The following is a 19,048-nucleotide window of genomic DNA, read 5'->3' as shown; positions in this document are numbered from 1 at the left end:
GGTGACCAGGCGCGCACGAACGACCAAGCGTACCTGATGCGGCACGCCTCTGAATGTCGTACAACAGCAGGCAACGATACCCGGCCGCCCGGCGGCAGGTCAAAACGGGGTGTCACCCCGCGCGGCCTGCGCTTCCACCATGGCGCAGGTCACACCCCGGAAAGCTTAGCCGGCCCCGGTCGCAGGTACACCACCCAGGTCACCGCGAAGCAGAGCGCGTACCAGCCGATGAAGGCCAGGTAGGCCGAGTCCGCGTTCCCGGCGACGAGGAAGGACTGCCGGAAGGCGACGTTCACCAGCACCCCGCCCGAGGCGCCGACCGCCCCGGCGACGCCGATCAGCGCCCCGGAGAGCCGCCGCGCCCGGCGCTCGGCCGCCTCCCGGTCCCCGGTCCGCTCCGCCTCGGTGGCGGCCCGGGCCCGGAAGATCGCCGGGATCATCTTGTACGTCGACCCGTTGCCGATCCCGGAGAACACGAAGAGCCCCAGGAACCCGACCAGGTAGAGCGGGAACGACCGCTCGCGCGCGGCGTACAGCACCAGCCCGGCACCCGCGGCCATCGCCACGAAGTTCCAGAAGGTGACCCGGGCCCCGCCGAGCCGGTCGGCGAGCTGGCCGCCGACCGGCCGGATCAGCGAGCCGATCAGCGGCCCGAGGAAGGTCAGCCAGGCGGCGTCGACCGGGGTCGGGAACCGGTCGTGGAACTGGAGTTGGAGCACCTGGCCGAAGGCGAAGCCGAAGCCGATGAACGAGCCGAAGGTGCCGACGTAGAGCAGGGACATGACCCAGGTGTGCGGGTCCCGGGCGGCCGCCCGCAGCGCCCCCGGCTCGTTGCGCGCCCCGGGAACGTTGTCCAGCCAGCGCGCCGCCGCCAGCGCGGCGAGCACGATCAGCGGCAGGTAGACCGCCGGCACCAGCCGGGGGTACGCGGCCCCGGCGGTGGCCAGCACCGCCAGCCCGACGAGCTGCACCGCCGGCACGCCGAGGTTCCCGCCACCGGCGTTGAGGCCGAGCGCCCGGCCCTTGAGCCGGTCCGGGAAGAACAGGTTGATGTTCGCCATCGAGGAGGCGAAGTTGCCCCCGCCGATCCCGGTCAGGCAGGCCAGCAGCATCAAGGTCGAGTACGCCACCCCCGGCTCGATCAGCAGCGCCATCGGCACCGCCGGCACCAGCAGCAGCAGCGCGCTGACGATCGTCCAGTTCCGCCCGCCGAACCGGGCCACCGCCAGGGTGTACGGCAGCCGCAGCACCGCGCCCAGCGCGGCCGGCACGGCGGTGAGCAGAAACTTCCCGGCCGGGTCGACGCCGTACTCCGGGCCGAGGAAGAGCACCATCACCGACCAGAGGCTCCACACGGAGAAGCCGACGTGCTCGGCGAAGATCGAGACGTACAGGTTGCGGCGGGCGACCGGGGCGCCGGTGGTGTCCCAGAACTCGGGGTCCTCGGGGCGCCAGTCGGTGATTCGCCGCCGGCCCCCCACGGTGTCCGGGGCCAGGGTCGTGGGGGAAGCGAGCGTGCGCACGGCGACTCCTCCTCGTCGATGACGAGGGGGACGCTAGGAACGGGCGGTTTCCCGGCGGTGCCCGTCGCGGGTCGGGCCGGAAACGGAGACCGCACGTCCGGCCGGAGCCGGCGGTGAGCGGGCTCAGATCTCCTGGAGGATGCGCAGCGCCCGGCCCACCCGCTGCATGGTCTCGGTGTCGGCGACGTCCACGCACTCGGTGAACCACTTCTTCATGGGCGAGGAGAGCCGGTCGGGCATCACCACGTACCCGCCCATGGGTACGGCGAGGGGCGAGTCTCGCAGCAGCGACTCCTCGACCACCTCGGCCACGATCACGATCGGCACGTCGGTGGAGTTGTAGACATCGGAGCTGATCACCAGTCCGAGCCGTTCCCGGGCGCCGGAGATGCGCCAGACCTCACCCCTACGCAGCACGCGGGCGTCCGCCGCCGAAGAGGGCGTCGTCGACCATCGCCGCCTCCTGGGCGTCGGCCAGGGCGGCGGACTCCAGGTCGAAGCCGGCGCGGCCGACGGCGGCGGCGTGCGCGGTGAAGACCTCGCGCAGCGCCTTCTCCCGGGCGGCCTGGTCCATCCAGGCGGAGAGGGAGAGCCCTTCCCGCTTGGCGAACCGGCGCGCCTCCTCGATCGTGTCGTCCGAGAACGACAGCGTCACCTTCGCGGTCATGCCGGACAGATTACCCATTGGTATTACCAGCAGTCATCCCCGCTCGCACCGATCGGCGAACCGGACACCGCGGGACAGGGCAGCCGGCATCGGACCGATCGCCCGGGTGGGCCGTTCAGCCGTTCAGCCGACCGTCCGGGGCGGACAGGGCATACCACCCACCTCTAGGGTTCTCCATGATCCGGATCGGCCCACCACCGGATCGGGAGGGAGCACCACCCGTGGAGCCGCAGGCCATCGCCGAACGAGCGAGACGGATACGGGAGGCGGTCGCCGCGGCGTCGACAGAGCTGACCAGCGAGGACCACGCGGTCACCGTCGTCGTCGGTCCGGGCGGCGCGGTCCGCGAGCTGCACCTCAGCTCGCGCGCCTTCCGGTATCCCGGGGCCGAACTGGGCGAGCTGGTGGTCCGCACGATCCGCGAGGCGAACCTGGTGCTCCAGCGCGACCTGGCGGAGACGCTCAGCGAGCTGACCGGCGGGCGTACCCGGGATCCGTTCGCGCCGCTGCCGACCGCCGCGCAGCTCCGGGCGGAGCTGGACAAGGACGAGGACGCGGGCGCATGACCGGGCAGCCACGCGAGTTCGGGCACCCGGACGAGGTGCTGGCGTTCCTGGACGGGATCCGGCAGCGCAACCAGGCGATGGTGGAGCGCTACGAGCGGTTCGCCGAGCAGGCCGGCGGGCTGTCCGGCGAGGCGTTCTCCTCGGACGGCGGCGTACGGGTCGTGGTCGATGAGAACGGCCAGGTGGCCACGGTGGACATCGCGGACGCGGCGCTGCGGCACGGCGGCCTGCTCGCCGGGATGATCCTCGGCGCGATCCGGGAGGCCCAGGCGGCCCGTGCGCTCAAGCTCGCGGAGCTCGGCACCGAGCTGGGTGGCGTCCCCACCGTCGACCTGGTCCGCGAGGCGATCCCCGAGCACGTCCGCGACATCGTCGACCAGCGCCCGGGGCGGCTCTGGTGACCGGGCCGAGAGGAGACCGACGTGGGTGACGGCATCGTCGTCCCGACCGACAAGCTGACCAGCACCGCCGAGGTGCTGAAGGCGCTCGCCACGAGCGCCGACCAGATCGCCGACGGCCTGGCGAAGGCCGATCCGCCGGACGTGCTCTGGGGCGCCCTCGGGGCGGCGTTCATGAAGGGCACGTACGACGGGACGGCGGAACAGGCGCGGGACCACATCCGGACGATCTCGAAGGCGCTGCACTCGCAGGGCGGCGCCATCAAGGCGAGCGCCGACCGCTACCAGGAGTTGGACGCGGCGTTGCAGCAGGCGTTGGAGCAGGCGTTCGAGCGGTTCCAGGACAAACTCTCCGGCGGCAAGTGACCGGCGCCGCGGCCACCGACAACGGGAGCGACCCCTCGTGACGACCACCGACGACAACGACGCCTACCTGAGCAACAACAGCGACGACGGCGGCCAGTACGCCGGCAACCTCGGCATCACCGACGCGATCGACTACAAGTGGGACTCCGTCCTCCCCATGGCCGAGGCGGCCAAGAACCTCTACACCGGCATCTCCGAGGGGGAGTGGACGGACATCAAGGCGGGCGTCCTGGACTTCGCCGCGAACGGGGTGGCGGTCTGGATCGACCCGCTGAACTGGCTCATCTCCGCCGGCCTGACCTTCCTCATCGACTTCGTGCAGCCATTGGAGGACCTGCTCAGCCTGGTCACCGGCAACGCCGAGCGGATGGAGCCGTACGCCGAGCAGTGGGAGCAGCTCGGCAAGGCGCTGGTGCCGCTGGCCGCGGCCGTCCGGCAGGCCGCCACCGACGAGCTGATCGAGTGGGCCGGCCGGGACGCGGCCGCCGCCAAGACCCGCCTGCTGGAGTTCGCCGACGCGATCGAGGCGACCGGTGGGGAAGCGGCCTCCATCTCGGGGCTGCTCATCCTCTTCTCGAAGCTCATGGCTGCCGCCCAGCAGATCATCATCGGCATCCTGGCGACCCTGATCGAGTGGATGATCGTCGAGTGGGCGATAGCCATGGCCGCGGCGGCGCCGACCATGGGTGGCTCGGTGGCGGCCGCCGGGGCGGCGACCGGGGTGCAGGCGACGGTGGCCACCACCCGGGCCGTGCGGGTCATGGACCGGGTCGTCCAGTTGCTGCTGCGGATCCGGGACCTGATGGCCCGGGTCCTCCCCGCGGGCCTCATGGCCAACGTCGGCAAGAGCGTGGTGCAGTTCCGGGGTTCCAGCGCCACCCTGTCGACGGCGTTCCGGATCACCGGGAGCGTCCTGCGGGATCCCGGCGGCTACGTCGGCCCCGGGGTGAACGCCGAGACGGGGCTCACGAAGTACCTGACGGCCGGCGACTCCTCGATGTCCGACCAGCAGATCGACGACGCCCTGGACGTGACGAAGTGAACCGCTGGGAGAAGATGACGCCCCCGGGGGGCTACCCGGAGGCGCCCGTGGTGCCGTGGCCGGTGGGCGGGCCGGCCCCCGCACTGCCACCGGGCATGGCCGGCGTGTCGGTCCGGGTGCGGACCCGGGGGTCCGACCCGGCCACCTGGCTGCAACTGAAGGCGGTCGGGGTGGATGACCGCCCGATGTGGCGCGGCTATGGCCGCATGGTCACCGTCGTCGAGCCGGGCGAGCACCTGGTCGAGGTACGCGGGCCGGGTTCCGCCGAGTCGGTCCGCCGGGTCAGCGTCCGTCCCGGTGAGGTCGCCGAGCTCGAGTACTTCATGCCCGCGTCGTACGGCACCGTCGAGGGGATGCTGGCCCGCCCTCCGGTGCGCCGGCGGCCGGGGCCCGGCGCCTGGGTCTTCGTGCTGCCGCTGCTCGCCACGTCCTCGTTCCCGCTGCTCCCCGGCAAGCTGAGCCCGCCGGTGGCCGCCGCCGCGGCGGCCGGCCTGATCGCCGGGCTCGTCGGCCTGACCCTGCTGGTGAGCCGGGGCAAGCGCGCGATCGATCGGCGCCGCCGGGTGGCGGCGTCGTACGAGTCCACCGGCGACGTGCGGGACGCCGACCGGGGGATGTTCCTCGGCGACGGCGAACCGCCGGCCGGGCTGACCGACGCCGGGCGGGGGGCCCTCGTGGTCACCGGCGTCTCGGCGCAGGAGTACCGGTGGAACGGGCTGGGCGTGGTGTCCGAGCCGGCGGAGGACCCGAATTCCTGGATCCCCTGGCCGGTGCTGTCGATCGACGGCGAGCGGCGCCCGTTCTCGTGGCGGACCTGGGCCTACCGTCTCCCGCCCGGTGAGCACGAGGTGACGGTCGAGATGCGGGCGCCGGGCGGTGCGGAGGTGGCCGCGCCCGAGCCGGTACGGGTGCCCGTCCGGATCGTCGCGGGCCAGGTCACCCGCCTGGACCTGCGGGTGAACACCCGGACCGAGGTCCACTCGACGAAACGGGGCGCCCGGGTCCCTACCCAGGTCACCCGGTTCACCGCGACGGTCGAACCGAAGGTGCGCTGAGCGTCACGGGCGACGACCGCCGAAGACGGCGAACCGCCACTCCTTGAAGAAGCAGTCCACGTCGGTCAGGCCGGCGTCGGTGAGCCAGCCGCACTGGTCGGCCACCGGCGCCGGCCGATCGTGCCGCATCCGTTCCCGGGCCGCCGCGATCTCCTCGGCGTCCGAGCCCAGTTCGGTGATCCGGGCCGTCCAGACCTCGTCGTAGCGCCGGTCCAGCGCCGGGGTCGGCCCGGCGACCTGCTCGGCGTTCACGAACACCCCGCCGGGCACCAGCGCCTCGGCCGCCCGCCGGTAGAGCGCCCGCTTGCCATCGTCGTCCAAGTGGTGGATGGCCAGGGCGGAGACCACCGCGTCGTACCGGCCGGCGGGCAGCGGGTCGGTCAGGTCGGCGAGCACCGTCCGGTGCGGCACCCCACGGGCGGCCAGGTGGCCGGTGGCCACCGCCAGCATGCCCGGCGCGGCGTCGACCAGGGTCAGCCGGACGCCGGGGACCGCCGCCGCGATCAGCAGGGAGAGCAGGCCGGTGCCCGCGCCCAGGTCCAGCACCTCCGGGGTACGCCCCGAGGCGAGCGCCGCCCGCAGCGGCGGCGCGGCGACCTCGACCGCGGCGCCGTAGAAGGCGTCGAAGCAGGGCACCAGCCGGCGCCGGGCCTCGTCGTAGACCCCCGCCACCGCGTCGAACGCGTCCGCCACACTCATCGCGCCTCCCACTATCCAAGACTGTTGTCTCACATTCTAAACCTGGCCGTCCGGTCCGTCACTCCCGTGCGGTGTGAGGCGCTCTTGACAGGACCGAAACAGACGGGACCCGGACCGGAAACCGCCCGGCGGCACGCTTTCCCGACATGACAGACGGTGCACGCGTGACAACGCGGCGAGGGACCCGGGAGGTCGCCACGCACTGCCCGTACTGCGCGCTCCAGTGCGGCATGGTGCTGCGGGAGGGCGGGCCGCGGATCGAGGTTGCCCCTCGGCCGTTCCCCACCAACCGCGGCGGCCTGTGCCAGAAGGGCTGGACCGCCGCCGACCTGCTCGACCATCCCGACCGGCTGACCAGCCCGCTGCTGCGGGACCGGCCCGGCGCACCGCTGCGCCGGGCGACCTGGGACGAGGCCCTCGACCGGGTGGTCGCCGCGATCCGCGCCGTCCAGGACCGGCACGGGCCGGACGCGGTCGCGGTCTTCGGCGGCGGCGGGCTGACCAACGAGAAGGCGTACGCGCTCGGCAAGTTCGCCCGGGTGGCGCTGCGTACCCGGCACATCGACTACAACGGCCGGTGGTGCATGTCCTCGGCCGCCGCGGCCGGGCTGCGCGCCTTCGGCGTCGACCGGGGGCTGCCCTTCCCCCTCGCCGACCTCGGTCGGGCGGACACCCTGCTGCTGGTCGGCGCGAACCCGGCCGAGACCATGCCGCCGCTGCTGCGCCACCTCGCCGACCAGCGCGCCCGGGGCGGCCGGCTGATCGTGGTCGACCCCCGGCTCACCGCAACCGCCCGGCAGGCCGACCGGCACCTGCAACCGCTGCCCGGCACCGACCTGGCGGTGGCCAACGCACTGCTGCACATCGCGCTCACCGAGGGTTGGCTCGACCGGACGTACGTGGCCGACCGGACCAGCGGCTTCGACGAGGTCCGGCGGACCGTGGCCGGGTACTGGCCGGCCGAGGTGGAACGCCTCTCCGGAGTGCCGGTGGCCGACCTGGAGGCCACCGCCCGCGCACTGGCCACCGTGGACCGGGCGATCATCCTCACCGCCCGGGGCGCGGAACAGCACGCCAAGGGCGTCGACACCGTCACCGCCTTCATCAACCTCGCCCTCGCCCTCGGCCTGCCCGGCCGCCCCGGCTCCGGGTACGGCTGCCTGACCGGGCAGGGCAACGGCCAGGGCGGGCGGGAGCACGGGCAGAAGGCCGACCAGCTCCCCGGGTACCGGCGGATCGACGACCCGGCGGCCCGCGAGCACGTGGCGCGGGTCTGGGGCATACCCGTGAGCGACCTGCCCGGACCCGGCGTGCCCGCGTACGCCCTGCTGGACTCCCTCGGCACCGCGACCGGCCCCCGGGCGCTGCTGGTCTTCGGTTCCAACCCGGTGGTGTCCGCGCCCCGGGCGGCCCGGGTCGAGTCCCGGCTGCGCGACCTCGACCTGCTGGTGGTGGCGGACTTCCTGCGCTCCGAGACGGCCGAGCTGGCCGACGTGGTGCTGCCCGTCGCGCAGTGGGCCGAGGAGGACGGCACGATGACCAACCTGGAGGGCCGGGTGCTGCGCCGCCGCGCGCTGCGCGAGCCCCCACCGGGCGTCCACACCGACCTGGAGGTGCTCGCCGCCCTGGCCGCCCGCCTGGCAGGAGGGGCTCCTTCCTATCGCCGAACGCATAACCGGGGGCCCCGGCCAACACCCGAGGCGGCGGAGCGGTTTCCGGCTGATCCGCAGGTGGTGTTCGAGGAGCTGCGGCGGGCCTCGGCCGGCGGGCCGGCGGACTACGCCGGGGTCACCTGGGAGCGGGTCGAACGGGACGAGGGCGTCTTCTGGCCCTGCCCGGACCCGGAGGGGCCGGACACGCCCCGGCTCTTCACCGAGTCCTTCCCGACGCCGGACGGGCGGGCCCGCTTCCACCCGGTGACGCACCGGCCGGCCGCCGAGGAGGTGTGCGCCGACTACCCGCTGCACTTCACCACCGGCCGGGTGCTCGCCCAATACCAGTCCGGCACCCAGACCCGCCGGATCGACGCGCTGCGCCGGGCCGCCCCGGAGGGCTTCGTCGAGCTGCACCCGGACCTGGCCGACCGGCTCGGCGTCGCGGAGGGCGACGCGGTACGGGTGGTCTCGCGCCGGGGTGAGCTGCGCGCGCCGGCCCGGCTCAGCCCGGCGATCCGGCCGGACACCGTCTTCGCCCCGTTCCACTGGCCGGGCGCCGCCCGGGCCAACTCGGTCACCAACGACGCCGTCGACCCGGTCTCCGGGATGCCCGAGTTCAAGATCTGTGCGGTCCGGGTGGAGAAGGCATGAGGATCGTCATCGTCGACTACGGGATGGCGGGCGCGCGGATCGCCGCCGAACTGCACGCCCGGGGCGGGGACCGGAAGATCACCGTGCTCGGGGCGGAGCCGCACCGGGCGTACAACCGGATCATGCTGTCCACCCTGCTGGCCGGGAAGATCGGCGAGCCGGACGTGGAGCTGACCGAGGCCGCCGGGCAGGGCGTGGACGTCCGGACCGGGGTGGCGGTCACCGCGATCGACCGGGTCGCCCGGGAGGTGTGCACCGCCGACGGGGACCGGCACGGCTACGACCACCTGGTCCTCGCCACCGGCAGCCGGGCCCTGGTGCCGCCGCTGCCCGGGCTCCACCCGCTGCCCGACCGGGTGATCCCGTTCCGCACGCTGGACGACTGCCGACGGATCCTCGCCGCCGCCCGGGGCGCCCGCCGCGCCCTGGTGCTCGGCGGCGGGCTGCTCGGGCTGGAGGCGGCCCGGGGACTCGCCGCCCGGGGGCTGGACGTGACCGTGGTGCACCCGACCGGGTGGCTGATGGAACGGCAGCTCGACCCGGCCGCCGGGGCGGTGCTCGCCGACACCCTCGCCGGGCTCGGCGTACGGACCGCGCTGGCCGTTCCGGCGACCGGGGTGGCCGCCGACGCCGACGGGGTCCGCCTCGACCTCGCCGACGGCCGGTCGCTCCACGCCGACCTGCTGGTCCTCTCCTGCGGCGTACGCCCCGACACCGCGCTGGCCGGCGCGGCCGGGCTGGCGGTGGACCGGGGCGTGGTGGTGGACGACCGGCTGCGGACCAGTGACCGGCGCATCTCGGCGATCGGCGACTGCGCCCAGCACGACGGGGAGCTGACCGGGCTGGTCGCCCCGGCCTGGGCGCAGGCCCGGGTGGTGGCGCAGGTGCTGGCCGGGGAGGACCCGCTCGCCCGGTACCGGCCCCGGCCGGTTGTGACCCGGCTCAAGGCGGCCGGCATCGACCTGGCCGCGATGGGCGACGCCACCGGCGCCACGCCGGCCGACGGCACCGTCCACGGTGGCCCGGCCGAGGAGCTCACCTTCGCCGACCCGGCCCGGGGCACGTACGCCCGGCTGCGGATCCGCGACGACCGGTTGACCGGGGCCATCCTGCTCGGCGACAACCCGGCCGTCGGCACGGTGGTGCAGCTCTTCGACCGGGGCGCCCCGGTGCCGGCGGACCGGCGGTCGCTGCTGCTCGGGCGGGCGTTCGGCCCCGCCCCGGCCGCTCCCGCCGCGTCTCCGGCCCTGATGCCGGACGCGGCCACGGTGTGTCAGTGCAACGACGTCCGCAAGGGCGCGCTGGTGGCGTGCTGGCGCGCCGGCGCCCGGACGGTCGAGGAGCTGTCGGCGGCCACCCGGGCCGCGACCGGCTGCGGCGGCTGCCGGGACGCGGTCGCCGGCATCGCCGACTGGCTCGCCGGGGCCGAGCCGGTGGTGTCGCGATGACCGGGCTCGGGGTGGGGCGACGACCCGGGCGACGGAGCCCGGCGCCCGGCGGGACGGCGACGACGGCCCGGGAACCGGGCGCCGCGGCAACGACGCCACGGCGGCCGGCCGGAGGATCCGGTGCCGGTCAGGAAAGAGATCGCGACGCGGTGGAGGTGACGCGATGAGCGATTCGGACCGCTCGGCGAAGCGGAGTGCCGGCATGAGCGGCGGCAGGTTGATCGTGGTCGGCAACGGCATGGTGGGGCAGCGCTTCGTCGAGGCGTTGCGCGCCCGGGACCACGACCGGCGCTGGCGGGTGACGGTGCTCGCCGAGGAGCGGCGGCCGGCGTACGACCGGGTGCGGCTCTCGGCCTTCTTCGACGGGGTCGGCGCGGAGGAGCTGAACCTGCACACCCCCGACGACGGGGTGGAGCTGCGGCTGGGCGAGCCGGCCCTCGGCATCGACCGGGAGCGGCGGGTGGTGCTCACCGCGGCCGGGGAGCACCCGTACGACGCGTTGGTGCTGGCCACCGGGTCGTCCGCCTTCGTCCCGCCGGTGGCGGGCACCGACCTGCCAGGAGTGTTCGTCTACCGGACGCTGGACGACCTGGCGGCGATCCGGGAGCACGCCCGGGGCCGGCGGGCCGGGGCGGTGATCGGCGGCGGCCTGCTCGGCCTGGAGGCGGCGAACGCGCTGCGCCTGCTCGGCCTCGCCACCAGCGTGGTGGAGTTCGCGCCCCGGCTGATGCCGGTGCAGGTGGACGAGGCGGGCGGGGCGATGCTCCGCCGTTACGTCGAGGAGCTGGGCGTCACCCCGTACCTCGGGGTGGCCACCACCGCACTGCGCCCCGGCCCCGACGGGGCGGTCGCCGCTCTGGAACTCACCGACGGCCGGACGGTCGACGCGGAGCTGGTCGTGGTGGCCGCCGGCATCCGGCCGCGGGACGAGCTGGCCCGGGCGGCGGGCCTGCCGCTCGGGCCGCGCGGCGGGGTGCTGGTCGACGCCACCTGCCGGACGGCGGACGAGCGGATCTGGGCGGTCGGCGAGTGCGCGGCGGTGGACGGCACCTGCCACGGCCTGGTGGCCCCCGGGTACGCGACCGCCGAGGTGGTCGCCGACCGGCTGCTCGGCGGGGCGGCCACCTTCCCCGGCGCGGACACCGCGACCAAGCTCAAGCTGCTCGGCGTGGACGTGGCCTCGTTCGGCGACGCGCACGGCAGCACCCCGGGCTGCCTCGACGTCACCTTCACCGACCCGGCCACCCACACGTACGCGAAGCTGGTCCTCTCCGACGACGCGAAGACGCTGCTCGGCGGGGTGCTGGTCGGCGATGCGAGCGCGTACCCGACGCTGCGGGCGAGTGTCGGCGGGCCGCTGCCCGCTCCCCCGCTGGCCCTGCTGGCGCCGGCCGGCGGCGCGGCCGCCGGGGTCGGCGCGCTGCCGGCCGCGACGCAGGTCTGCTCGTGCAACGCGGTGACCCGCGCGGAGATCGACGCGGCGATCGCCGGCGGGGCGACCGACGTGCCGGCGCTGAAGGCGTGCACCCGGGCCGGTACGAGCTGCGGCTCCTGTGTGCCGATGTTGAAGCAGCTCCTCGACGCGGCCGGGGTGCGACAGTCCACCGCGCTCTGCGAGCACTTCGACGCCAGCCGACAGGAGCTGTTCGACCTCGTCCGGGTCCGCGGCATCCGCACGTTCTCGCAGCTCATCGCCGAGCACGGGCGGGGACGCGGCTGCGACATCTGCAAGCCGGTGGTGGCCTCGATCCTCGCCTCCCTCGGCACCGGGCACGTGCTCGACGGCGAGCAGGCGTCGCTGCAGGACACCAACGACCACTTCCTGGCCAACCTGCAACGGGACGGCAGCTATTCGGTGGTGCCCCGGATCCCGGGCGGGGAGATCACCCCGGAGAAGCTGATCGTGATCGGTGAGGTGGCCCGGGACTTCGGCCTCTACACCAAGATCACCGGCGGGCAGCGGATCGACCTGTTCGGGGCGCGGGTCGAGCAGCTCCCGCAGATCTGGCGCCGGCTGGTCGACGCCGGTTTCGAGTCCGGTCACGCGTACGGCAAGGCGCTGCGGACGGTGAAGTCTTGCGTCGGCGAGACCTGGTGCCGGTACGGGGTGCAGGACTCGGTCGGGCTGGCCGTGGCGCTGGAGCTGCGCTACCGGGGGCTACGCGCCCCGCACAAGCTCAAGGCGGCGGTCTCCGGCTGCGCCCGGGAGTGCGCCGAGGCGCGCGGCAAGGACTTCGGCATCATCGCCACCGAGACCGGCTGGAACCTCTACCTCGGCGGCAACGGCGGCTTCCGGCCGCAGCACGCCGACCTGTTCGCCACCGATCTGCGCACCGACGAGCTGGTCACGCTGATCGACAGATTCCTGATGTACTACATCCGCACCGCCGACCGGTTGCAGCGCACCGCCGCCTGGCTCGAGGCGATGGAGGGCGGCCTCGACCACCTGCGGTCGGTGATCGTGGACGACTCGCTCGGGCTCTGCGCCGACCTGGACGCGGCGATGGCCCGGCACGTCGCCGCGTACTCGGACGAGTGGCGGGACGTGCTAGAGGACCCGGAGCGGTTGCGCCGCTTCACCTCCTTCGTCAACGCCCCGGACGTGCCCGACCCGTCCATCGCGTTCACGGTCGAACGCGGCCAGCCGGTGCCCCCGCGTGGGACGCCACCGGGGGCCGGCGCCGACCGTCGCCGCCAGCCGGTCGCGCTCGGCCTCCCGGAGGTACGCCGATGAGCACGCTGACCATGGTGGACTGGACCGTGATCTGCCCACTGGACCGGCTGGACCCCGATCGCGGGGTGGCCGCGCTGGTCGACGGCGTGCAGGTGGCGCTCTTCCGCACCGGCGGCGAGCTGTACGCGGTCGACAACCTCGACCCGGTCGGCGGTGCGTACGTGATGTCGCGGGGGATCGTGGGCTGCCGCGGTGGCAGGCCGACGCTGGCCTCCCCGCTGCACAAGCAGGTCTACGAGCTGGGGACCGGGCGGTGCCTGGACCTCCCGGACGTGGTGCTGCGGCGGCACGAGGTGCGCTGCCGGGACGGGGTGGTCGAGGTGCGGCTGCGACAGGAGGAGTGATGCGGGAGGAACTGGCCGGCTTCACCATCGGGGTCACCGCCGACCGGCGACGCGACGAGTTGGCCGCGCTGCTCCAGCGGCGCGGCGCGCGGGTGGTGCTCGCCCCCGCCCTGCGGATCGTGCCGCTGGCCGACGACACCGACCTGCGCGAGGCCACCCGGGCCTGCCTCGACCGCCCACCGGACGTGCTGATGGCCAACACCGGCATCGGGATGCGCGGCTGGCTGGAGGCGGCCGAGGGGTGGGGGCTCGCCGAGCCGCTGCACGGTGTGCTCTCCCGGTCGTACGTGGTGGCCCGGGGCCCCAAGGCGACCGGCGCGATCCGGGCCGCCGGGCTGCGCGAGCACTGGTCCCCGGCCTCGGAGAGCTGCGACGAGGTGGTCGACCATCTGGTCCGGCGCGGGGTGGCCGGCCAGGTGATCGCCCTCCAGCTGCACGGCGAGCGGCAGCCGGAGTGCACCGAGGCGCTGGAGGCGGCCGGTGCCACCGTGATCGAGGTGCCGGTCTACCGGTGGGCGCCACCGACCGACCCGGCGCCGCTGCACCGGCTGATCGACCTGGTGGCGGGGCGGATGGTCGACGCGGTCACGTTCACCTCCGCCCCGGCCGCCGAGGCGCTGCTGCGGGCGGCCGGAGACCGTACCGAGACGGTGCTCGCGGCGCTGCGGGGCGACGTGCTGGCCAGCTGCGTCGGCGCGGTCACCGCCGAGCCGCTGGTGCGGCGGGGGGTGCCGGTGAGCGCCCCGAGCCGGGCCCGGCTGGGCGCCCTGGTCCGGACGATCGTGGACGAGCTGCCGCGCCGGACGGTGACCGTACGGGCCGGCGGGCACCAGCTGACGCTGCGCGGGCACGCCGCCGTGGTGGACGGGGAACTGCGTCCGCTCGCGCCGGCCCCGATGGCCGTGCTGCGGGCGCTCGCCGCGTCGCCCGGCAGGGTGCTGTCCCGCACCGCCCTGCTGCGTACCCTGCCCCGGGGCGCGGACGAGCACGCCGTGGAGATGGCGGTCGCCCGGCTGCGGGTCGGCCTGAAGGCCCCCCGGGTGGTGCAGACCGTGGTCAAGCGCGGCTACCGCCTCCGCGTGGACTGACCGGCGCGGCGGCCGCCGACCGGAGCGGCCGTCCGCTGACCCGCGCGGCGGCCGCTAATCGGAGCGGCCGTCCGCGCCGGTGGCCGGATCGCGGGACGGGCCGCCGGTCAGCCGACCGACGCGGGGTAGCCCCGGTCGTGCTCGGCCTGCAGCCGGAGCATGGCGTGCTCGACCACGGTCACCAGCACCTGCTTGACCGACTCGCGCTGCCGGGCGTCGCACATCACCAACGGCACGTCAGGCGAGATCGACAGCGACTCGCGGACCTCCTCCAGGTCGTACACCGGGGCGCCGTCGAACCGGTTCAGCGCCACCACGTACGGCAGATTGCGGTTCTCGAAGTAGTCCAGCGGGGCGAAGGCGTCGCTGATCCGGCGGGTGTCCACCAGCACCGCGGCACCCACCGCACCCCGGATGATCTCGTCCCACATGAACCAGAAGCGGGTCTGGCCCGGCGTGCCGAAGAGGTAGAGGATCAGGTCCTGGGCCATGGTGATGCGGCCGAAGTCCATGGCGACCGTGGTGGTCTCCTTGCCCGGCACCTTCGACGGGTCGTCGATGCCCACCCCGGCCGCGGTCATCAGCGCCTCGGTGGTCAGCGGGGTGATCTCGGAGATGGCGCCGACCAGAGTGGTCTTGCCCACCCCGAAGCCACCCGCGATCACGATCTTCGCGGAGATGATCTCCCGGCTGCGGCTCGCCCCGGCGGGGTCATAGTTCGCGAAGTCCACTTAGCACCCTTCCCAGCAGGTTCATTCGCTCCTGGAACCCGGTCGCCGGAGCGGCAGTGTGTAGCGTCAGCAGGCCCTCGGCCACCAGGTCGGCGACCAGCACCCGGGTGACGCCCAGCGGCATCCGGGTGTACGCGGCGATCTCCGCGAGCGACTGCGCGCGGCCCTCGCAGACCAGGGCGATGCGGTACTTGTCGTGCCCGGCGAACCGCGCCTCGGCCGACTGTGTGGGCGTGCACGAGAGCACCGCCTCCAGCGCGATGTTCTGCAACGGCTCGGTGCGGCCACGGGTGACCGCGTACGGTCGCACCAGCGCCCCACGCGGATCCCGTCGTGGTTCCATCTCGCGATCACCTCCCTCCGTACGGAGCCGGTCGGCTCCCGGTCACCAGGTCACACCGATTGCCGGTCAGGACCGGACGGCATCCCGCGGCAGCGGGACCAGCGCCTGGCCGACCCGCTCCACCAGCAGCGCCATCTCGTAGCCCACCTGGCCCACGTCGCAGCTGCGGGCGGCCAGCACCGCCATCGACGAACCGTCGCTGATGGACATGAGGAACAGGTATCCGCTGTCCATCTCGATGACCGTCTGGAGCACCCCGCCGGCGCTGAACATCCGCGCGGCGCCTTCGGTCAGGCTCACCACGCCGGAGGTGATCGCGGCGAGCTGGTCGGCTCGATCCGCCGGCAGGTCGCGGGAGGAGGCGAGCAGCAGCCCGTCCGCGGACACCGCCACCACGTGGGCGATGCCCGCCACGCTGTCGGCGAAGTTGGTGAGCAGCCAACCCATGTCCTGCATGGCCGCTGGCCTGTTCATCGGTTCGTCTCCTTGGTCGAGGTGCTGTTCAGGTCTGCGCCGGCCGTCCGACCCCGCTGCACACCGCGGTGGTAGGCCGACAGCAGACCGCGTACTTCATCCGGCGTGCGCCGGGCACGGGACCGGCCGCCCTTCGGCTCGACTCCGCCGGGGACGAGCTGGGCCTGCGGCACGCGCTTCGGCAGGCCGGAGCGGGTGGTCCCGCCGGTGTTGGGCTCCGCGGCCTGGCTGGCCCGCGCCCAACCCTCGTCGGCCGCCGTCCGCCAGGCGCCCGGGTCGGTCGTCGGCGGCGCCGGCGGGGGTGCGGCGGCGGCCGGCGGGGTGTACGGCGGCGGCGAGGTCATCGCCGACGCCTGGGCGCCCGGGGTACGGGTAGGCAGCGGCGGCGCGGCGGCGGGCTGCGCCGGGGTGACGGGCTGCGCCGGGGCGGGTGCCGGACCGTCGTCGAACCGGGGCCGGGCGAAGATCGTGGTCTCGTCCTCGCCGTGCGAGCGGAACCAGACCGCCTCCATCTCCCGGAAGATCGGCGCCTCGGCCGGGTGGGCCACCACCGGGGCGGCGGGCGCCGGCGGGGCGGCCTCGACCGGCGGGGCCGACGCGAGCGGCTGGTAAGCCGACAGGGGCGGGTACGCCGGCGGCGGCGCCGGGGCGGGGTCGATCGGCGTGGCCGGAGCGCTGGTCGCGGCCACCTCACCACCCGGGATCCGCTTCGGCAGCGGGTCCAGCGCGCGGTACCCGGCGGTCGGTCCGCTCACCGCGTAGCCGGCACCGGAGACCGGGGCCGCCGGGGCGGGGGGCGGCACGGGCGGCAGCGCACCCGCCGCGCCGCCGACCTGAACGGCGGGGCCGGTGTCCCGCGCCTCGGCCATCGACTGCCAGCGGGCCGGCGGGGCGGGGGTCCGCCACTGGTCGGTCAGCGTCGCGGTGGTGGTCCGCCCCGCGCCGGCCAACGGGTCGGCGGCGTGCCCCACCGGGTTCAGCGGGGCCTGCTCGACGGCGAGCGGCTGGCGCGGCCGGCTCAGCGGGACCTGGCCCCGGTTCGCCGGCAGCACCACGGCGGAGTTCGGCAGGGTCACCTGGGCGACGGTGCCCCCCTCGACGTTGCGACGCAGCTCGACCCGGATGCCGTAGCGGGCGGCGAGCCGGCTGACCACCGCCAGACCCATCAGCCGGAACGCGGCCACGTCGACCGTGGGCGGGGCGGCCAGCCGGCGGTTCAGCGAGTCCAGCTGATCGTCACTGAGGCCGAGGCCGCGGTCCTCGACCTGGATCAGCACGTAGTCCCGGATCCGCCGGCCGTCCGCGACCACGGTGGTGTTCGGCGGCGAGAACCGGGTGGCGTTGTCGAGCAGCTCGGCGACCAGGCGGACCACGTCGTTGACCGCGTGCGCGGCGACCGAGATGTCGGTGTCGACGGTGCCGAACTCGATCCGGTTGTAGAGCTCCACCTCGGACTGGGCGGCCCGCAGCACGTCGACCAGGAGCGCGTCGTCCCGGCGCGGCACGGCCGAGTCGGCGCCCGCGAGCACCAGCAGGTTCTCGTCGTTGCGGCGCATCCGGGTGGCCAGGTGGTCCAGCTCGAAGAGCTGGGCGAGCCGCTTCGGGTCCTCCTCGCTCCGCTCGATCGCGTCCAGCTCGCCGATCATCCGGTCGACCAGGTTCTGCGAACGCCGGGCCAGGTTGAGGAACATCGCCGAGACGCTGGTCCGCAGCGCGGCCTGCTCGGCCGCCACCCGGACCGCTTCCCGGTGGACCACGTTGAATGCCGCCGCCACCTGGCCGACCTCGTCGCGGTTGGACAGCTGGATCGGGTCCCGGACCTGCTGGACGATCTCGTCCACACCACCGTCGCCGATGGCGTTGACGTTCTGCAGGCGATTGACCGCGTCCGGCAGGTCGTGGTTCGCCACCGCCAGGGCGCCCTCGCGCAGCCGGCGCAGCGACTCGTTGAGCGAGCGGGCGAGGACCACGGCCAGCGTCACGGCGATGACCAGGGTGAACAGGACGATCAGGCTCTCCACGACGGCCTGCCGGATGACCGCCGACAGGACCCCGTCGGCGTCGGCGAGCAGCCGGTTCTGGAGTCGGATCTCGGCCCACCGCATCAGGTCGTTGACCGCGCCGATGGCGGCGGAGGCGTCCACCCGGCCGACCAGCGGGTTCTTGTTGTTGACCGAGCGGGACACGTCGGTCGCGACCCGGTCGGCGAGCTGCACGGCGTCACCGGAGACCGTGCTGTCCACCAGGGCGCGCTGGGCCGGCTCGGCGGCCTGGGAGAAGGAGAGCAACGCCTCCTGCTGGGCGGTCAGGGTGCCGACGAAGGAGGAGAACTGCTCCTCGTCGATGTGGCCGGTGGAGAGCGCGGTGAAGACCACCGCCTGCTCCTCGGCGACCTCCGCCTTGGCGTGCGCGAACGCGGCCACGGCCCGGCGGGCGTCGGCGGTGCTCTCCGCACCGGGCTGCTGGGCGAGGGTGTCGCCGTACGCGACGAGATCGCCCAGGATGATGCCGTAGCGCAGGCTCGCCTCGGCCACCGGCATCTGCTGCCGGTCGAGTACCTCCTGGCGGGTGCCGTTCAGGGTGGCCAGGTGATCGTCGATGACCTTGAGTCGGCTGCGGACCGAGGCCGGCACCTCGCCGAGCGCGTCCCGCTCCTCCCGGTACGCCGCGATCCGCTCGTCGGTACGCCGCACCGCGAGGTTGTAGGCGTCCGGCTTCTCATCCACCGTTGCCTTGTCATCCGCTGCGGCCAGGTACGCGGCCGCCGCCATCCGCTCCTTGTGCAGGTCCTGGCTCAGCGCGGAGACGTCGATCGACAGTGCGGTCAGCGCCCGGATCCGGGTGGCGTCGTACGCTCCCTCGCCGATCGAGACGAGTCGGATAGTTGCCAGTGCGATGACGGCGGCCACCGGAACAACCAGGATGAGCGCGAGCTTGGAACGGATCCGTGCGTCACGCAGCCGAGGCAGCCACCGTCGCCGCTTCCGCTCACCGGCGTCGGTGCTCTCGGGCAGGGTCGTAGGTCCGGTGCTCACGACATCGCCTCCGTCGTTTCTTCCACGCCTGACCCGCTGACCCGTGCCTGGTGCAGCGGCCAGCGCCACGCGCGGCACGGCCGGAATTTCATCAGAAGAGATCCGCGTTGGGAAGCGGCAGTGAGGCAGGAAACGGCCGGAGGTGACCCAACCCCTGATCCGGTCAACTATTACCTTCATTTCCTCAGGCCCCTGAACAGGGCATGTAACTCCAAGGTGGTCATTCGTA

At 74.1% G+C, this 19,048-nt stretch carries 18 protein-coding genes; 10 read left to right on the top strand and 8 right to left on the bottom strand.

The genetic code is table 11. The annotated features are described in order from the left end of the window. Positions 1–149 precede the first annotated feature (149 nt). The 3 genes from FXF52_RS02575 to FXF52_RS02565 all read right to left on the bottom strand — a co-directional run bounded on the left by FXF52_RS02575 (position 150) and on the right by FXF52_RS02565 (position 2,190). Entirely contained in the window at positions 150–1,523 is a 1,374-nt protein-coding gene (locus FXF52_RS02575) for an MFS transporter (RefSeq protein ID WP_255471702.1), read from the bottom strand. Positions 1,524–1,646: 123 nt separating this feature from the next. Then, positions 1,647–1,940, bottom strand: a complete 294-nt coding sequence (locus FXF52_RS02570; RefSeq protein WP_148793543.1) for a type II toxin-antitoxin system PemK/MazF family toxin — start codon at positions 1,938–1,940, stop codon at positions 1,647–1,649. After that, a complete protein-coding gene (locus FXF52_RS02565) occupies positions 1,930–2,190 on the bottom strand; it encodes a DUF6364 family protein (protein WP_187413288.1) in 261 nt (86 codons plus the stop codon). The genes FXF52_RS02570 and FXF52_RS02565 overlap by 11 nt, the downstream gene beginning before the upstream one ends. Positions 2,191–2,411: 221 nt before the next feature. On the opposite strand from FXF52_RS02565, the gene FXF52_RS02560 reads away from it, so the two are divergent. From FXF52_RS02560 to FXF52_RS02540, 5 genes are read left to right on the top strand one after another with little or no spacing between them, the layout of a single operon-like run. Continuing rightward, a complete protein-coding gene (locus FXF52_RS02560) occupies positions 2,412–2,756 on the top strand; it encodes a YbaB/EbfC family nucleoid-associated protein (protein ID WP_187413287.1) in 345 nt (114 codons plus the stop codon). After that, complete coding sequence (locus FXF52_RS02555; RefSeq protein WP_148793537.1) at positions 2,753–3,157, top strand: YbaB/EbfC family nucleoid-associated protein; 405 nt, start codon at positions 2,753–2,755, stop codon at positions 3,155–3,157. The genes FXF52_RS02560 and FXF52_RS02555 overlap by 4 nt, the downstream gene beginning before the upstream one ends. Positions 3,158–3,178: 21 nt before the next feature. Next, the gene (locus FXF52_RS02550) at positions 3,179–3,520 is read left to right on the top strand and encodes a hypothetical protein (protein ID WP_148793535.1); all 342 of its coding nucleotides are present in this window, start codon (positions 3,179–3,181) and stop codon (positions 3,518–3,520) included. A 37-nt stretch (positions 3,521–3,557) separates the two neighbouring features. Then, positions 3,558–4,562 (top strand): hypothetical protein, encoded by a 1,005-nt coding sequence (locus FXF52_RS41425; RefSeq protein ID WP_187413286.1) that lies wholly within the window; start codon positions 3,558–3,560, stop codon positions 4,560–4,562. Further along, positions 4,559–5,617, top strand: coding sequence for a hypothetical protein (locus tag FXF52_RS02540; protein ID WP_148793533.1), 1,059 nt, complete (start codon positions 4,559–4,561; stop codon positions 5,615–5,617). Before FXF52_RS41425 ends, FXF52_RS02540 begins: the two co-directional genes overlap by 4 nt. Positions 5,618–5,620: 3 nt before the next feature. Here FXF52_RS02540 and FXF52_RS02535 read toward each other — a convergent pair whose 3' ends face one another. Further along, positions 5,621–6,316, bottom strand: a complete 696-nt coding sequence (locus FXF52_RS02535; protein WP_148793531.1) for a class I SAM-dependent methyltransferase — start codon at positions 6,314–6,316, stop codon at positions 5,621–5,623. Positions 6,317–6,462: 146 nt separating this feature from the next. Between FXF52_RS02535 and FXF52_RS02530 the strand changes: the two genes are divergently transcribed. The 5 genes from FXF52_RS02530 (at position 6,463) to FXF52_RS02510 (ending at position 14,236) form a co-directional block, all read left to right on the top strand. Next, on the top strand, positions 6,463–8,622 hold the full coding sequence (locus FXF52_RS02530) for a molybdopterin oxidoreductase family protein (RefSeq protein ID WP_148793529.1): 2,160 nt from the start codon (positions 6,463–6,465) through the stop codon (positions 8,620–8,622). After that, entirely contained in the window at positions 8,619–10,070 is a 1,452-nt protein-coding gene (locus tag FXF52_RS02525) for an FAD-dependent oxidoreductase (RefSeq protein ID WP_148793527.1), read from the top strand. The genes FXF52_RS02530 and FXF52_RS02525 overlap by 4 nt, the downstream gene beginning before the upstream one ends. Before the next feature lie 202 nt (positions 10,071–10,272). Next, a complete protein-coding gene (nirB, locus tag FXF52_RS02520) occupies positions 10,273–12,804 on the top strand; it encodes a nitrite reductase large subunit NirB (protein ID WP_148793718.1) in 2,532 nt (843 codons plus the stop codon). Beyond that, complete coding sequence (gene nirD, locus FXF52_RS02515; protein WP_148793524.1) at positions 12,801–13,148, top strand: nitrite reductase small subunit NirD; 348 nt, start codon at positions 12,801–12,803, stop codon at positions 13,146–13,148. Before nirB ends, nirD begins: the two co-directional genes overlap by 4 nt. Beyond that, positions 13,148–14,236: a uroporphyrinogen-III synthase gene (locus FXF52_RS02510; RefSeq protein ID WP_148793522.1), complete on the top strand. Its 1,089-nt coding sequence runs from the start codon at positions 13,148–13,150 to the stop codon at positions 14,234–14,236. The genes nirD and FXF52_RS02510 overlap by 1 nt, the downstream gene beginning before the upstream one ends. Positions 14,237–14,343: 107 nt before the next feature. Here the strand turns inward: FXF52_RS02510 and FXF52_RS02505 are convergent, their stop codons facing one another. The 4 genes from FXF52_RS02505 to FXF52_RS02490 all read right to left on the bottom strand — a co-directional run bounded on the left by FXF52_RS02505 (position 14,344) and on the right by FXF52_RS02490 (position 18,819). Beyond that, positions 14,344–14,967, bottom strand: coding sequence for an ATP/GTP-binding protein (locus FXF52_RS02505; protein ID WP_148793521.1), 624 nt, complete (start codon positions 14,965–14,967; stop codon positions 14,344–14,346). After that, positions 14,948–15,310 carry a DUF742 domain-containing protein gene (locus tag FXF52_RS02500; RefSeq protein WP_073834894.1) on the bottom strand — a complete coding sequence of 121 codons (363 nt, stop codon included), beginning with the start codon at positions 15,308–15,310 and terminating at the stop codon, positions 14,948–14,950. The genes FXF52_RS02505 and FXF52_RS02500 overlap by 20 nt, the downstream gene beginning before the upstream one ends. Positions 15,311–15,376: 66 nt before the next feature. After that, a complete protein-coding gene (locus tag FXF52_RS02495) occupies positions 15,377–15,784 on the bottom strand; it encodes a roadblock/LC7 domain-containing protein (protein ID WP_073834895.1) in 408 nt (135 codons plus the stop codon). Continuing rightward, positions 15,781–18,819, bottom strand: a complete 3,039-nt coding sequence (locus FXF52_RS02490) for a sensor histidine kinase (protein WP_148793519.1) — start codon at positions 18,817–18,819, stop codon at positions 15,781–15,783. Before FXF52_RS02490 ends, FXF52_RS02495 begins: the two co-directional genes overlap by 4 nt. Positions 18,820–19,048 lie beyond the last annotated feature (229 nt).

Source organism: Micromonospora sp. MP36 (genome assembly GCF_008119785.1).
Classification (GTDB): Bacteria; Actinomycetota; Actinomycetes; order Mycobacteriales; family Micromonosporaceae; genus Micromonospora.
Note: the sequence above shows the minus strand (reverse complement) of the source record. Positions and strands in the feature narration are given on the sequence as shown.

Excerpts from the sequence above, each read along its gene's own strand:
- FXF52_RS02565 (WP_187413288.1), bottom strand. The coding sequence starts at position 2,190 with ATGACCGCGAAGGTGACGCTGTCGTTCTCGGACGACACGATCGAGGAG.
- FXF52_RS02555 (WP_148793537.1), top strand. The coding sequence starts at position 2,753 with ATGACCGGGCAGCCACGCGAGTTCGGGCACCCGGACGAGGTGCTGGCG.
- FXF52_RS02535 (WP_148793531.1), bottom strand. The coding sequence starts at position 6,316 with ATGAGTGTGGCGGACGCGTTCGACGCGGTGGCGGGGGTCTACGACGAG.
- FXF52_RS02530 (WP_148793529.1), top strand. The coding sequence starts at position 6,463 with ATGACAGACGGTGCACGCGTGACAACGCGGCGAGGGACCCGGGAGGTC.
- FXF52_RS02525 (WP_148793527.1), top strand. The coding sequence starts at position 8,619 with ATGAGGATCGTCATCGTCGACTACGGGATGGCGGGCGCGCGGATCGCC.
- nirB (WP_148793718.1), top strand. The coding sequence starts at position 10,273 with ATGAGCGGCGGCAGGTTGATCGTGGTCGGCAACGGCATGGTGGGGCAG.
- nirD (WP_148793524.1), top strand. The coding sequence starts at position 12,801 with ATGAGCACGCTGACCATGGTGGACTGGACCGTGATCTGCCCACTGGAC.
- FXF52_RS02510 (WP_148793522.1), top strand. The coding sequence starts at position 13,148 with ATGCGGGAGGAACTGGCCGGCTTCACCATCGGGGTCACCGCCGACCGG.
- FXF52_RS02500 (WP_073834894.1), bottom strand. The coding sequence starts at position 15,310 with ATGGAACCACGACGGGATCCGCGTGGGGCGCTGGTGCGACCGTACGCG.
- FXF52_RS02495 (WP_073834895.1), bottom strand. The coding sequence starts at position 15,784 with ATGAACAGGCCAGCGGCCATGCAGGACATGGGTTGGCTGCTCACCAAC.